General features: G+C 56.6%; 11 protein-coding genes and 7 pseudogenes. 9 read left to right on the forward strand and 9 right to left on the reverse strand.

Translation table 11 applies throughout. The annotated features are described in order from the left end of the window. The first annotated feature begins 41 nt into the window (after positions 1–41). The 3 genes and pseudogenes from HJB84_RS27965 to HJB84_RS27970 form a co-directional block, all read left to right on the forward strand. Positions 42–815, forward strand: a complete 774-nt coding sequence (locus HJB84_RS27965) for a thiazole synthase (RefSeq protein WP_221117540.1) — start codon at positions 42–44, stop codon at positions 813–815. Further along, positions 812–1141: pseudogene (locus HJB84_RS33780) on the forward strand (thiamine phosphate synthase); the annotation flags it as partial. The gene HJB84_RS27965 and the pseudogene HJB84_RS33780, both read left to right, overlap by 4 nt. Before the next feature lie 262 nt (positions 1142–1403). After that, positions 1404–1689 (forward strand): annotated as a pseudogene (locus HJB84_RS27970) (IS3 family transposase); the annotation flags it as partial. A gap of 504 nt (positions 1690–2193) precedes the next feature. Here HJB84_RS27970 and HJB84_RS33785 read toward each other — a convergent pair. From HJB84_RS33785 to HJB84_RS27995, 6 genes and pseudogenes are all read right to left on the reverse strand, one after another. Continuing rightward, on the reverse strand, positions 2194–2448 hold the full coding sequence (locus HJB84_RS33785; protein ID WP_131702558.1) for a CrpP-related protein: 255 nt from the start codon (positions 2446–2448) through the stop codon (positions 2194–2196). 374 nt (positions 2449–2822) lie between these two features. Beyond that, positions 2823–3212, reverse strand: a pseudogene (locus HJB84_RS33790) (ornithine cyclodeaminase); the annotation flags it as partial. Positions 3213–3610: 398 nt separating this feature from the next. Beyond that, on the reverse strand, positions 3611–4813 hold the full coding sequence (locus HJB84_RS27980) for a cytochrome P450 (protein WP_168260228.1): 1203 nt from the start codon (positions 4811–4813) through the stop codon (positions 3611–3613). A 511-nt stretch (positions 4814–5324) separates the two neighbouring features. Further along, complete coding sequence (locus HJB84_RS27985) at positions 5325–5768, reverse strand: hypothetical protein (protein WP_221117541.1); 444 nt, start codon at positions 5766–5768, stop codon at positions 5325–5327. 146 nt (positions 5769–5914) lie between these two features. Next, positions 5915–7111, reverse strand: a complete 1197-nt coding sequence (locus tag HJB84_RS27990; protein ID WP_182566505.1) for an IS256 family transposase — start codon at positions 7109–7111, stop codon at positions 5915–5917. Between the two features lie 94 nt (positions 7112–7205). Next, complete coding sequence (locus tag HJB84_RS27995) at positions 7206–7799, reverse strand: redoxin family protein (RefSeq protein WP_221117542.1); 594 nt, start codon at positions 7797–7799, stop codon at positions 7206–7208. A gap of 1233 nt (positions 7800–9032) precedes the next feature. Here HJB84_RS27995 and HJB84_RS28000 point away from each other — a divergent pair. The 3 genes and pseudogenes from HJB84_RS28000 to HJB84_RS28010 form a co-directional block, all read left to right on the forward strand. Then, positions 9033–9782, forward strand: coding sequence for an aspartate/glutamate racemase family protein (locus tag HJB84_RS28000; protein WP_221941065.1), 750 nt, complete (start codon positions 9033–9035; stop codon positions 9780–9782). Positions 9783–9843: 61 nt separating this feature from the next. After that, positions 9844–10009: pseudogene (locus tag HJB84_RS28005) on the forward strand (transposase); the annotation flags it as partial. A gap of 78 nt (positions 10010–10087) precedes the next feature. After that, a pseudogene (locus HJB84_RS28010) lies at positions 10088–10207 on the forward strand (transposase); the annotation flags it as partial. Positions 10208–10725: 518 nt separating this feature from the next. Here the strand turns inward: HJB84_RS28010 and HJB84_RS28015 are convergent. After that, on the reverse strand, positions 10726–11421 hold the full coding sequence (locus tag HJB84_RS28015; protein ID WP_168257815.1) for a response regulator transcription factor: 696 nt from the start codon (positions 11419–11421) through the stop codon (positions 10726–10728). Positions 11422–11699: 278 nt separating this feature from the next. Continuing rightward, positions 11700–12170, reverse strand: a complete 471-nt coding sequence (locus tag HJB84_RS28020) for a TlpA disulfide reductase family protein (protein ID WP_168277104.1) — start codon at positions 12168–12170, stop codon at positions 11700–11702. A 1103-nt stretch (positions 12171–13273) separates the two neighbouring features. Here HJB84_RS28020 and vapB point away from each other — a divergent pair. Next, the gene (vapB, locus tag HJB84_RS28025) at positions 13274–13510 is read left to right on the forward strand and encodes a type II toxin-antitoxin system VapB family antitoxin (protein WP_168277105.1); all 237 of its coding nucleotides are present in this window, start codon (positions 13274–13276) and stop codon (positions 13508–13510) included. Continuing rightward, positions 13510–13929, forward strand: coding sequence for a type II toxin-antitoxin system VapC family toxin (locus HJB84_RS28030; protein WP_018496488.1), 420 nt, complete (start codon positions 13510–13512; stop codon positions 13927–13929). Before vapB ends, HJB84_RS28030 begins: the two co-directional genes overlap by 1 nt. 147 nt (positions 13930–14076) lie before the next feature. Here HJB84_RS28030 and HJB84_RS28035 read toward each other — a convergent pair. Continuing rightward, positions 14077–14402: pseudogene (locus tag HJB84_RS28035) on the reverse strand (DDE-type integrase/transposase/recombinase); the annotation flags it as partial. Positions 14403–14433: 31 nt separating this feature from the next. Here HJB84_RS28035 and HJB84_RS33795 point away from each other — a divergent pair. Continuing rightward, positions 14434–14896 (forward strand): annotated as a pseudogene (locus HJB84_RS33795) (ABC transporter permease); the annotation flags it as partial. Positions 14897–15088: the final 192 nt, after the last annotated feature.

The raw sequence follows: 15088 nt of genomic DNA on the forward strand, positions 1-15088 counted from the left end.
ACAGAATCGAAATCCTGTCGCCGATGCAGGGAGGTTGACTGATGCTGACGCTTTATGGGTCCGAAATTACCTCCCGTCTGCTGCTTGGCACAGCGCGATACCCCTCTCCTGCCGTCCTCGCCGAGGCTGTAAGGCAATCGGCGAAGGAAATCGTCACCGTCTCGCTTCGTCGTGAAATGTCTGGCGGCCGCAGTGGGGGCACCTTCTTCGAAATGGTCCGCGCGCTCGGCGTTCGTATCCTACCCAACACCGCAGGTTGCCACAGCGTCGCGGAAGCGGTGCTGACGGCAAGGATGGCACGCGAGCTGTTCTCCACCGACTGGATCAAGCTCGAGGTTATCGGCAACCATGATACGTTACAGCCGGATGTCTTCGGTCTCGTCGAGGCGGCTCGCATTCTCGTCGGTGAAGGTTTTGGAGTCTTCCCGTACACGACGGACGATCTGGTTGTGGCCGAACGACTGCTGGACGCCGGCTGCAAGGTGCTCATGCCTTGGTGCGCACCGATCGGCAGTGCCGCCGGGCCGCTCAATCCCACGGCGCTCAGAGCAATGCGGGCCCATTTCCCTGACGTGTCGCTGATCGTCGATGCCGGTATCGGTCGGCCGTCGCACGCAACTGCGGTCATGGAGCTCGGTTTCGATGCGGTTCTGCTCAACACCGCCGTTGCCGGCGCGGCAGATCCCGCCGCGATGGCAGCCGCCTTTGCCGCGGCAATCGCCGCCGGCAATCAAGCCTTTAACGCCGGACTGATGGAGCCGCGCGACATGGCCGTACCCTCCACGCCGGTGATCGGAAAGGCGGTGTTCACTTGAAGCGCGACCCGTTTTACCTGATCGTCGACAGCGCCGAGTGGATTGCCCGACTGGTACCCTCTCGGCATCAAGCTGGTACAGTTGCGCATCAAAGATCGTCCGGAGGCTGAATTATGTACCGAGATTAGTCGCGCAGTAGCAGTCTGCGCTAAATCGATGTGAGCTGATCGTCAACGACCACTGGCGGCTTGCGATCGAGGAAGGTTGCGGCTTCGTCCATCTCGGCCAGGAGGAACCTTGCGAGAGCGGACCTCGGCGCGATCCGAGCCCTGAAACTTGGCCTCTCATCGCACGACGAACGCGAGCTGGAAACCGCACTGGCGGCAAGCCAGGTCCTTTCTTCCGAGCCGGTGAGCCTTTCGCCGCAAGTGTCGCCGCCAGCTCCCACCCCCGTCGCAAGCCGAAGTGGGAGCAAGAGCGGAGATAGTTAAGGTTACCTGTCCTCATTATAGTGGCCTTCCTTTCTTCCGGAGAAAATCAAGGAAAAGCAGCGTTGAGCCGGTTCGATCCAAGGCAGCGATTGCATAGGCAGATAGCCGTATTGGAGCGGAGCCGCTAAGCGAGCAGGAATTGGGTGGAGGCCGGATGATGTCGATAACGCACGCCCTTGGCCGTCATTGGACGCTCAACTTCGATCGTTCAAGCTAACACTACATCTCTCGCCGTGCCGATCAGGCCGGCTTGGAACGGCGTATTCGCGAGATCTGCGAGAGTGCGCTACGGCTACCGTCGGGGGCATGTGCTCTTAGAGCGTGAGGGTTGAGGCATGGCCATGGACTTCGTTCACGACCAGCTGGCGACCGGAAAGAAGTTGCGGGTTCTGACGGTGATCGACACCTTCTCGCGCTATGTGCCGGTGCTTGATCCGTGTCACATAAGCATTCCGACTCCGGCAATGCCCTGTCGCGTCGCGATACCGAACTCCGCCAAGTGCCCCGGAAGGCATTCACCAGCATTGTGCGCTGCCACGCGCGGTTGCATCCTGTTTGACGTTCGAGTTCCACCATCCTTAAGGCGTCAAGACTATGAGCTCAGGCCGCGCCGTTCTTCGGCCGATTCCTTCAAGACGACGGCCGCTCAACGGCCTCCGCAGGTTTCTCGAACGCCCTGGCCCAACCTGCGGGCCATGAGCGTATCGCGCCGAGGCAATTCTCGAATGTTTGTCCGTCGCTCTCCGCTTGGGAATGATCAGTGCATCACTCCCTAGGAGCTTCCCTACCGGCTGAACGCTCCTGCCAGATTCGGAAGCTGATTGTGGGCCGTCGCGAGTTTGCACCGCAGTTGGGCAGCCGGCGGCGACCCGATGGTGAAAAAATGCCGATCCTTTGCCGCGACGGGTCTGAAAACTTCTCGTCGCTAGCGAACCACCACAATAACGTTACGCATCATGCGAACGCCGTTTGGCAGAGGCCAATTCCTGGAAGTGCGAAACAACCCTTCCTTCGCGGCTAGCGTCCTCCGCTTCCCAACCGAACTTCCACGCGTCGTGTCGCGCAAGCCGATCTCCGAGAGCGCTGCCATCACCAGTAGGCGTCCTGTGGGCGGCGAGGTATGGGTTCTCGTGAGCCTTCAGGCCGAGCACCCGCGCTCTTGAACCTGCTTCCTGTATATCGATCAGCTCTTCAATTGTCATACGCGATCCCCCCAGGTTGTCGGCGAACGGTATCATCGCAGTCTGCGCATGCAAGCGAATGCTAAATAGTGCGGTAATTCGGGACAGTTGTTCGTGGAGAGTGCCTCCGGTCGGATGCTGGCTTGCGGCGTGACCGATGAGGTCCGTCTGGCGCTGGTTCGTGGCCGTAGATCGCGCACGCACCTCACAGATATGGGCGGCACCCGCATCGTTACATCGACTCGGCTCTTCGGACTTTCCCGCATATTTCGTGAAGCGGGCTCGCGGCTTTCCGAATTCACCAGTGGGGTCGGTATCTTGTTGCCGACCGCACTATGTGGCCAAAAATCCTCATACGCTCGAACCACCATCCCGCCTTGCATCTCTGCGCCGATGGCGAAGCCGACGCTGTCGAACACCGTGATCTGGTCGGCGCTTCCACGGCCGTCCACTCTACCAGTCATCAAAGTTCGATAGAGGATGCTGGACCGGCAACTGCTGGATCTGGCCTTCGATGCGGCTCTGTGGCGGATACTCCAAAAAGATGTCCGAGCGCAGGAGGATATCCTTGCTAAGTTCCGTCTCGCCAGGCATCCCCACCACCGCGTTCATGTGGATGCCAGGCTGACATGGTTGTCCGACAGGATGGTCGCGCACTGTTGCCGTTACCGTGGTGACGATATCAGCTTCCTCAACGGCTCCGTTGACCGACGAGCACTGCTCGGTCGTGAAGCCGAGACCAGCGAGATGCGGATGCATTTCCGCGTCGCCGAGGCGTCGATATCTTAAAGCCGGAGCTTATCTGTCATAAAAATGGAACAACGCGCTGCTAAAGGCTGCGGGAGAGGGCGTGAACAAGGTCCGAAGCTGCGACTTGCGCTGTCGACCGGCTGCCACTCTCTTTGAACGTTGCGGACAAAATATCCGGAACCCTCACTCCCTGGCGTAACGTGGCTGCGGCATGTGTCTTGTTCGGAACCTTGGCTACCTCGTGATGATGCAACTCGATTTTGGTGCGGCTAAGCCTTCGAGATTGCACATGTTTCGTTGTCGCTATGCGGAGGGGTTTTGTAGGGTGGCCGACATGTCTTGCAATCCGCCCCGATCACCACCGCTAATGGAGGGCGGTCTCGATAGCTCCTGCGCATTTCAAGAAGGTTGCGATCCCGCTGGTGTCCATGAATCACCAGAGCACCGGAAACTCCTCGAACCCACCAGTGATAATCTCTTTGCGCAACTTTAGTTCTTCGGGCGCCACGGCCAGGCGTAGAGCAGGAAAGCGCTGGAAGATCGAACCTAACACCACTTTGAGTTCCACTCTGGCCAGCCCCACGCCGATGCAGTAGTGCGGCCCGTATGAGAAAGCCAAGTGCGGCTTTCTGTCGCGTCCGATGTCGAAGATTTCTGGGTCTTCGAAATGGCGTGGGTCGAATGACGTCGCCGGCAAGCCGACCAGCACCTTGCTCTCCGCGGGAATATGCACGCCCGCGATCGTCACGTCGGTCCTCGGATAACGCATGATGCCGTCCCAGCCCGAGCCCGGCGGGTACATTCGCAGGATTTCCTCCACCGCCTTGTCAACCAGGGATGGATCGCTGCCGAGACGTTCACGCTGTTGCGGATGGCGGAACATGGCCAGCAGGCCGAATTCGATCTGCGCGACGGTTGTCTCGTGCCCGGCCACCAGCATGCCGGCCGCCAGGCCGACCGCCTCTTCCTCGCTCGCCTTGCCCTGGTCAACCGCTGTGAGCAGATCCGTCAGAAGGTTGTCACCCGGATCCTGACGCTTGTCTCGTATCTTGCCCCGAATGTAGCTGCGCAATTCTTCCCAGGCCGAGCGCGCCGCGTTACGCGGGCCGCTTTCATGTTGGTGCGTCATCACCTCGTCGGACAGCCTGGCGAAAAAGGCGTGATCCTCATAGGGCACGCCCATCAGCGCGCTGATGACCATGGCCGGAAGCGGAAACGAGAGATGACGGCGCAGGTCGGCGGGCTGGGGCTGGGCCGCCAGCGTTTCGAACAACTGTGCGGCGATCGCCTCGACCTGCTGCGCGAGCAGCTTCAGCCTTCCGCTGCTGAAGGCCGGCGCCACGATCGTGCGTAAGCGGGCATGCTCGATGCCCTCGTGCGAGCCCAGCCACCCAGGGGAACCGAGAATAACCGTGGCCGGGGTGAATGCCGCCGGAGGCATTCCCGAGGGCCGAAAGGCCGCATCGGACAGGACGGCCTTAGCCTCGTCGTAGCCTGTTACCCACCAGCCTTCGTGCCCCGAGGGGAAGCGCACGCGGTGGATCGGACCGTTGGCGCATAGCGTCAACATTTCGGGTGAGGGCTCGATGTTATCGACGCGCCACATCGGCAGCGTCGGCAATGATTGTCCAGACATGATGACACTTCTATGCGGTGAAAGGGCGAAAGGTGACCGGCGGGCGCTGCCGGGAGCGAATGACTTAAGAGGCATTTAGAAGACTTCTCAGCGGCGATTGTCAGCCCGCAATACTTTACCGCACGAACAGCGGGGGGAAGGTACCGGCATGAAGCACTGGACGTCTTGCAAGCGTCAGCAGCAACGGGAATCGTTGATCTGTCGAAGCATATAGGAGCGTCGCCCTGCGGTCCCTAGTAGTTGGTGGGCAGCAGCAGATCTATAAGGCCTCCTTTTTCAGGCCGTCCGCATCTGACGTTTCGGCTAACAGACCCACGACCTTCAGGGCGCACTCGAATAATGGCCATGTTCTCTCGCGAAGAACTGGGACCGGTCCACAGCCACGACCCATTGCGGAAGCTCGCGCAAGAAGCGAGCGATCGGGTTGGATCTGCATGCGTTTTGCTCCAATGTTCGTCAGAATTCCTGTTGGAGCTGCCTGAGCAGCGCCAACAGGTTGCTACTTTCAAGGCTACTTCGGCGGAGGCATGATTCCCCCGTAAAAAGCCGCCTCGCCCTTATATTCCGTCAGGACCCGCAGCAAATGCGCCAGCCATTCCTGCTTATCTTCGTCTGGAAGTGGCCCTCCGTCTACCAAATTCAAAGCAAGCTCGATCAACCCCACCGCCAGGCCGTTATCGCCGCTCTCATTGTAGTAATAAGCAATCGTTTCGTAAGACTCAGCCCGTGAGAGCGCATCTTGCTGTGCACACAGTATCAGGATACGTTCGGAGAGCTCCTTGCCCAGCGACAAGCGTTCTGCAAATGGAAGCTCCGAGTAATCATAGTGTGGACCGAAGAGTTCTTCCATCGCCGCGAAAAGCCAATCTTCAGAGTTTCGTTCAATTGCATCGCGAGCGAATTGCCCTAATGCTATCCAGCCCGCCTCCATGTCGCGCATTTCTCCGATCAACATCGAGACTTGCGACTGGCGCAAAGAGATCCTGTCCGGGAAAAGGTTGATGCTTTCTTCAATTACCGAGAGCGCCGACTTCGATGATGTCCCGAGAGGTGGTGTAGCTCGTTCGATCGTCGAGCTTTCCGGTCAAGGCCGGGAGCAGGTCAACTTGCCGCGGGCAAGTTGATGAGCGGATCATCACTCATTGTGGCGATCGTCTCAAGTGTCATGTAGCGCGAGCGCTGAACAGCCCACTCATCATTTTGCTCCAGCAGGAGAGCGCCGACGAGTCTGACGATGGCATCGTCGTTTGGAAAGATGCCGACGACCTCGGTCCTTCGCTTGATTTCTCCATTCAATCGCTCAATCGGGTTCGTGCTGTGCAGCTTGGTCCAGTGCTGCTTAGGAAAGGTCATGTATGCGAGGACATCTTCCTCGGCGCTGTCCATAAGGCCGGCGAGTTTCGGCACTTTCGGCCTGATCTGATCGGCAACGTTGCGCCACTGTTGGCTGGCGGCTTCCGGCGTGTCTTGGGCAAAGGCCGTTGCAATGAAGGCTGAGACCACGCGTCGGCCGCTCTTGCCGGCATGAGCCAATGCATTGCGCATGAAGTGGACCCTGCAGCGCTGCCAGGTTGCTGAGAGAACCTTCGACACGGCGGCCTTGATGCCTTCGTGTGCGTCGGAGACGACCAGCTTGACGCCGCGCAGACCGCGCCGGGTCAGCTTGCGCAAGAACTCCGTCCAGATCGGCTCGGCTTCAGAGGTGCCGATTTCCATGCCAAGAACCTCGCGGCGACCGTCCGTGTTGACGCCCACAGCGATGATAACCGCGACAGACACAATACGGCCGCCGCGCCGGACTTTAAGATAGGTCGCATCGATCCAAAGGTATGGCCAGTCGCCTTCAATCGGACGCTCAAGGAAGGCCTTCACCTTGTCGTCGATCTCTTCGCAAAGCCGAGATACCTGGCTCTTGGAGATACCACTCATGCCCATCGCCTTGACCAGATCATCGACCGAGCGGGTCGAAACACCCTGGATATAGGCTTCCTGGATCACCGCGGTTAGAGCCTTCTCAGCCATGCGGCGCGGCTCCAGAAAGCTCGGGAAATAGCTGCCAGTGCGTAGCTTTGGAATTCGAAGTTCAACAGTTCCAGCTCGGGTCTCCCAGTCGCGATCGCGATATCCGTTACGCTGAGCAAGTCGAAAGTCATTCTTCTCGCCGTAGGCCGCACCGGTCTTCGCGCCAACCTCCAGCTCCATTAACTTCTCGGCCGCAAAGCCAATCATCTCGCGCAGTAAATCCGCATCAGCGCTCTTCTCAACAAGCGAGCGCAGGTCCATCATGTCATTGGTCATCGGTGGTCTTTCCATCAGGTTGTGCTTGAACAACCCAACCCTACCGGAAAAAGCCGATGACCACCGCTATCGAGCTACACCACCTCTCGGGACATCATCCCGACTTCCAATCCTCAATGTCTGTCGCCGCCCGAATTCGACGACGCAACGCGTTCTCCGTTGCATCGATCTCGCCTTCAGCAATCCGCTCCTTTTCGGCATTTTTTGCTTCCGCGCTGGCGCGCCAGCTTCCGTCAGTCACTTTTGGCAAAACGTCCTCGAGCGAGTCCGGGTGGCCGATAAACGCGATGCTGCCGTCTCGGTCGACAACAAACGCCTGTGGATGCTGGAAAGACAGACTGGCATCCATCCAGAGCTTATCCATTTCGCCTGAGTAGTCGAACGCGATCCGTATGTTCGCATTCGGGAGCCATTTGGTCACCCATGCGTCCACCTCAGCTAGGGCCTCGTCAACCGTTGCAGTCCGCTTATTTGCTACAATGCCGATGACCTCAATTCCGATGTACCGGTATTGCTCTTGCAACTGAGCCAGGCGGACCAGCGCCGGCCCGCAACCACTGCAGGTAATCGAAACGAACACAGGGATGTATATTTTGCCCAGCTTGAAGTTGGAAAGCGGATCGCCGCGCAGCCAGTGCTGCACTTTGATAGACGGGGCTGGAGAGCCGCTATTTAAACTAGAGGTCATTTCTTGTTCTCCACAGTCTTTCAGCCAGCGCTCCGTGCTCGAGGAATGAGCCCTTCCTGCCAAGTATCTGCTCGAGTTGCTCCGATATCGAAAGGCGGCGCTCGTTCCATCGGTTGGACAACAAACGCTGGTGATCTCGTCTTCTGAAGAAGTCTCTGCGGGTACGGGCTGCCATTGCGACGTGTCCATCTTGACGGATTATTATCGTAATGACGGTGTAATGCCGTCATGTGGAGCTCATATCGACTATTTTATGCAATGTCGAGGTCCAATATGGTGCCGCGGCTAACATCGGCTCGTTTTCACTCCGCGAGGGCGCAGCGAGCTCGACGATCCGCTCCGGTCAGGTGTAGACCCGTCTTCGGCCAGGAGGAACGATCCCCCATGTCGGTGTGGCCTCGCACGGGAAGAAGCAATCGACAACGCGCCACGACCTTCGCCATTGGCTCGTATGCTCGAGGCCCTAAGGATCAGCTCAAGCGGTCCGCAAGGCGACTGAGTTGCCGGAAAGGGTATGCTAGCCTTCGGGAGCCGGTCTAAATCTCGATGGTACGTCGCTCCTGCAGACAAAGGGACATCGTCGGTGAAAGCCTTGTCCTCGGCGATTGTCAGGATCTGCGCCGTCGCGCCGTCCACACGCAAGTTCCGACGCGCAATTAGCCGAAGCGATCCGGCAACTCCCGAAATCGATACCAAAGGCTTCGACGGACAGACCGAAGATCTCGTTTATCCCACATTCAACGATTGGCATTAAAGGCAGGGAGCACTGTCTCCCACAGACCACGGCATCACAACCGAACCTCCTAGTGCGCACGAGAAGCCTGACGTGCCTGTGGGCGACGTTATCGCTAGCTCTTCGCGACCTGGATCTGTGCGCTGCTGCGCTGCGGTCATCGACCGCCCGGAAGCCGGCGGGTCACCGCACCTGGCATCTGCTAAAGCGGCGATGTGCTGTTGCCGTGACCTAACGCGCGGCGGAACTTGATGCGCTCGCCCTTTAGGCCGCGCGTCCATGATCGCTCCATCGAACCTCCACGCGACTTGAACTTACTAAGCCCATACAGACGGCAACAAGGAGACACCGATGATGACTATCATGGCCTTTTGCTGCCGAGACCAACTAAAGGGACGTTCAGCAATGATTGATCAGTGAACAGAAAAAATTCGATTGCAGTCGCCCGCGGTGCACTCATGTGTCACCGAATCCACTCTCCCCTAAGATGAGTTTTTCTGATGCTTAACGGAAAACGGGAAGCAAATGCCTGTCCTCCCCATATAACTGGGTTAAAGAAGCCACTTGGAGTGATAGGAGGAATGGAAAGCCTAGCAACTGCCAAATTTCTGCAGGCTTTGGCTCAAAAGAGTGGCGGGGAGACAGATCGAGAGCACGTCCCATTTATTGCTCTATCACTTCCCAACATTTCTGATCGATCACACGCAATATCTATCGCCAGCGACGCGCCTTTACGGCAAATCCTGGAACGCGCGCAATGGCTCGAGAAAGTTGGATGTGGAGCTATAGCCATTCCCTGCAATACGGCACATTTTTGGTCGTCCGATATTGCAAATGCTCTAACAATAAATTTCATTAGTATGGTTGAGGTTACCCGCGACTTTATACATCAGCATAACGGCACGGATATAGATAACCTGCGAACAATTGTCTTAGGAATGGAAGCAAATATTGAACGCAAATTATATGGACATTCAGCTGCAGGCTGGGGGGGCGCCGTCCCTGACGTCGACTCAATCCAACAAGACGCAGCAAGGGTCATTGATGACGTCAAGAGCGGAAATATAAGTCGCGCCAGATTTAAAATGGCATTACTGGTAGCGCGAACACGAAGCCTCAAGCCTGACGCTATTATACTTGGATGCAGTGAGCTGTCTAGCGCATCGCGAGACATATTCAAAGGTACTGATGTTATAGATCCGGTAGATGTTCTTGTAGACGCGTGTATTTTGTGGTTTCGCAATTCATAAACGTCATGATCTTAAGATCAAAATGGTAGAAAATCTCGAACTTGTACGTGGAAATGTTGAGGCTGACCAATTCGCATACTCCAGTGGTGTGGTGCATACCGATGGCTATGGGGGTTACAAGAAGCTCTACGGCAATCAGATTTTGAGGCCGCCTGCATAGCGCATGTGCGCCACTGTTCCACAATGTGATCAAGCTCAAGCTATCACCGACCGCTGACGAAGTTCTGATCTGAACCCTTCAAACTAGACCAGTTTTGGTTAGAGTTTTCCGGTGCATTTTCCTCGCAGGGAAAGAAGGGAAGACGATGAAGACATCGCAATTTTCGGACGCGCAGAAGGCATTCATTCTGAAGCAAGGTGATGAAGGTGTCTTGGTTGCTGAGATCTGCCGCAAGGAGGGCATCAGCCAGGCCACCTATTTCAATTAGAAGAAGATTCTCTAAATCGTTGATGATAGAATCAAGATAGTCGAGATAGGGAATCATGCGAGCGAATAGCTCCGGGCTTGGTTCGATTACACCGGTCGAAAGTCCACGCAGATTGCCTAATAGCACGGTCGAGGACGTTCGGACTTCATGCGCAATCGCTGAGTTCCAGTATCTGAGGTCTGCTTGAAACTCCTCCAGGCGCTCGGCCATCGCGTTAATATTGGCGGTAAAAGCATAGGCATCCTCGAACGAGTTCGGGGGCGGTGTGACACGCACGGATAATCACCGGCGGCTATCGAATGGGTGGCAGAGCACTCACGATGTCTTGGGCTAGGCCGACGGCCGACAACGGCGGCGGGAATAAGACCGATTATTGCCATTAAACTGAGTGCGGCGACAACCGTCCAGGGCGACTCGGAGGCGTCCGGAGACAGTTCATCCAGTATCGTGAAGAAGATTGTAGCTTTTGCACACGAGCGCGAACGATCATTTTTTGCAAATTTCTAGCTTTAAATTTAACCATCTGTATTGTCCATTCGGTATCCAATGCCCCTGACGGAGACCAGCATGCCGCGCACGCCTGCGGCACCGAGTTTGTATCTCAGATTGCACATATGAGTATCTATCGTCCGGTCGAGCGGTACATTGTCTGGAAAACATTCGTCAATCAGTTCACCACGCTCGAACACGCGGCCGGGGGAACGAGCCAGACGAGCGATAAGCTTGAACTCCGTTTGAGTCAGCTGCAGATCTTTTCGTCCGGTCGGTTGATCTACCCATGCGGCGCGTGCTGACTGGTCGACAGTCAGTTTTCCAAGGCGGATTGGCAGATTGGCGATGCGACCACCGGCCCTCCGTAGAACCGCTGTGGTACGGGCTACCACTACGTCCGGTTCGAACGGTTTGACAATGTAATCATCTGCTCCGCATCGATAGCCCTGCAGTTCGTCAATAGGCTTGTCCCGGCACGTCACCACAATCACCGACGTGTCGCCGCGACGCCTGATTTCAGCCAATACCTCAAAGCCGTTCCGGCGGGGTAACGAGACTTCGAGCATGACGAGATCGGGTTTCAGCTTCATATGGTGCGCAAGGCCTATTTCTCCATCGGAAGCCTCCACGGTTCTATAACCTTCTCTCTCAAGGTAAAATTTTAGTAGAGCACGCGTTTCCGGATCGTCATCGATGATGAGGATCAACTCATTACACATGGCGTGCCTCCTAAAAGCAGTGGATTCCAGAGAGGCATCGCTACCCGTCGCGTCAGCATCGCTGCACCTTTGTTGAGCATGTAGCTTTTGTGCCCGCCCACAAAGTGGACACCAACCCAGGGAAGAAGGTCAGCGGCGACAACATCGCCTTCCGGCAAATATACTTTGCGAGAAGCGATCGCTAATATTTGGGAATGTCTATTACATTGATCATTATACTCGGCTGGGTCATTGGCATCAACTACCAGCCGGTCGCTTCATGGCGAGTTAACCTGACATCACCCCTGCTCACCCTTATACTCCGCCAGGGTCTGCAGCACGGGCATGTCCGGATCACCTATGAAGGCGATGCTGCCGTCTCGGCCGACAATGAACGCCTGTGGAAGATGGAAAGACAGGCTGGCTAACAGCCAATGCTTAGCCATTTCGCCTGAGTGGTCGAACCCGATCCGAATTTTCGTATTCGGGAGCCATTTGGTTACCCATTTGTCCACCTGAGCTAGGGCCTCGTTAGCCGTTTCAGCTTCCTCATTTGCTGCGACCCCGATGAGTTCAACTCCCATGTCGCTGAATTCCTCCTGCACCTGCGCCAAGTGGGACAGCACCGGCCCGCAATATCCGCAGGTAGTCGAAAAGAAATCGAGGATGTAGATCTTGCCGAGCTGGAAGTTGGAAAGCGGATCGCCGCGGAGCCAGTGCTGCGCGTTGATCGACGGGGCTGGCGAGCCAATACTTATATTAGAGGTCATGTTTTATTCTCCAAGGTTCAGGAATGGGTGTGTTCAGGAATGAGTGTGTTGAGGATCAGCTCGAGTTGCTTCGAGTTCAAAACGTGGCGCGCGTTCCATCTGTGGGACAATATACGCCGGTGATCTCGTCTCCTGAAATGGCTTCTGCGGGTACGGACCATCGTGACAGTATCCTTCTTTTGAGAGAGTGCCGGTGTCCTCATCGTGACAGGAAGGCGCCGACTTGATGCAGATGGAGCAGGAGCGACGACGTCGAGGGCTTCCTCGCCGGGGACGCCAAAGATGTACTCGACCCCCTCATTCAATCGCCGAGACAAGGAAGTTGGACCCCTTGACCATGCGCGGATTCTCAAAATGAGCAAAATTTACCTCCTGACGGACTTATGTATGCATTTTGCTTTTAATCCGTCGGAACGGATATAGAATCGTTATATGCCCGTCAACAGCCAAAAAGCTGCCGCGCCAACAAACTTCCGGCTCCATCGAAAGGCCTTTCGTGCCTAATTGAATTTTCTTTTAGAGAGGGCATAGCGAGACAATTTCCGCAGCGAGCTCCGCGGTCCGGCGTCGGCTCGCCTTCGGCCAGGAGGAACGATCGCCAGGATGTCGGTTGCGGAGATCCGCCGCAAAGCGGAGATCAGCCATACATCTGCAATACACCGCCCTTTGTCACGGTCGACGACATAGGTGCCCGTCATGCCAATCGCAATCTCGATACAACACAGATCGGCGGCGAACATTTCACCGCCTTTCGCACTACGCCGTCGAAGTCGCGGCTGCCGGCGACATTGGCGCAAGCACCGGCCTATCGTAAGAGCGGCATGTCACGGGTGAGACGCGCATACGCCTTCTACGGATGCTCCTTGCAAATGTGAGCGCGGCATCGCGCTCTCAATCGTCTGTCTAGATTTGGACGGGACAGGAACGAACTGTTACCCGAATGGGCCAATACCCGCTGGCGGGTGGACCAGCACACGATTCGGCACGAGCGACCTCAACCTGTTGCGAGATGCGCCCGTCCAAGCGCTAAACGTACACACTAAGGATGTACAAAGTGGAAAGCCTAGGATATAGTACATCCACGTACACACAAGGTTGATGACATGCACACCACTAAAGCGTTCAAGAATGGAAATTCCCAGGCGGTTCGCATACCGGCGGAACTGGCGTTTGAGCGAACCGATGTTGAGTTGGAAATCGAGCGCATCGGCGACGAGCTTCGCATCCGTCCTGTGCATCGCTCCCTGGCCGGCGTTCTGGATGTATTCGCCCGCTTCTCTCCGGATTTCATGCGCAACGGAAGAGAGTCCCATGAGCAAGAGGAGCGGGATAAGATCTGATGGCGCGTTACATGCTCGATACGAACATGTGTATCTACCTGATGAAAAACCAGCCGGAGCAGGTCGCTCGCCGCTTTGCCAGTTGCTATGTAGGGGACGTGGTGATGTCCGCCATCACCTTCGCGGAACTCGAGTACGGTGTTTCCGCATCCGATGATCCGGCACGAGAACTTGATAATCTCACCGCCCTGGCCGAGCTGATCACGGTAGAGCCGTTTGGGATCGCAGCAGCGCGTGCCTACGGTCCGGTTCGAATGGCGACGAGAGACCGGAAGAAAGATCATCTCGACAAACTGATCGCATCGCATGCGATCGCTCTGGACACGGTATTGGTGACCAACAACACGCGGGACTTCCTGGCGTATCCCGGACTGAAGCTCGAAAACTGGCTGGACGCGGAACGCAGAGAAACCAATTAACCCGTCCCAGCGGCTATGCCGTGAGAGGCGGGCAGGGAGTGGACCTTGACGGGGGTCGTGCTAAGAGTGCCAACGACCAAGGTGCGATCGGCGAAAAGGGCGATGTCAAATTAACTTCTCTAGGTGCGTTTGCGGTATGATGCGGGCTCAGGCCGTCACTGCAGTAGCCATTTTCCGTTGGGCGAACGCATCGAGACGATGCAGGTGAACCGCGATGGCGGAACGCGTTGGGTGTGAAGGGACGACGAGATTTCGCACGGCCGAGAAGATGTTGGTGAAGCGTTGCAACGCACCCGGTGAGCGAAATCGTTGCATCATCCGCTGACGTTTTCGCAGCGGCAAATGCGAATTCTCGGCACGATTGTTCGGGCCCCTTGTGCGATCGATGGTCGAGTAGGCATGACCTGCCGCCGTGCCGCTCCATAGGAGCGGAGCTTGTCGGTGACGATGCGCTTCGGCAGGTATCCTTGCTTCCAGCAGGCGTTTGGCCGCCTTGGTCTTTGCGTAATTCTGACCTACCCTGTTCCGTCCTATTCCCTTCGTTGGTTTGAGGAACTGCTTCCGGCGGACACGTGGCGGCGATCGATCGTCAACAGCCTGATGATTGGTGGCGGGACTACGTTGTTAGCCACCTTACTTGAAATGGCGGCTTCTTTGGGCCTTCGAGCTCGAACCCTTTTATTGCGCGGACATTCCGCACACTTTTCCGTCTGCCAATGGTGGTGCCTGCGGTGGTGCTTGGTGTTCGGATGCAGGTGCTTCTCGCTCGACTCGGCCTGACGAATACCTACTTAGGGTCATCATCGCTCATACAGTTGTTGCCGTTCCATTCGTTGTCATCAGTATTGGCGGAGCACTTTCCGGAATCGACGGCGAACGGAGCTTGCATCGCAAAGCCTCGGCGCCTCGCCGTGGATTGTTTTTCGCCGCGTAACGTTTGCCACTTGCAATGCCGGGAATTCTATCCTGTGCTGCGCAGCCGAAATGGCTCCGCACCGCAACCCGCCGCTACCGAACCAACAACAGCAACCAAAAACCGCTGGAGCGAACTCAAAACTGGATAAAACTTGAGGGCAAGGTCAAAACCTGTAATCACAGCTTCAGGCACTTGTCGAAGTCCTTCGCAACGCAAGCTTTGAGCGACGGAATCGATCCAACA

The sequence above is a fragment of the Rhizobium sp. NZLR1b genome (assembly GCF_019685155.1).
GTDB lineage: Bacteria > Pseudomonadota > Alphaproteobacteria > Rhizobiales > Rhizobiaceae > Rhizobium.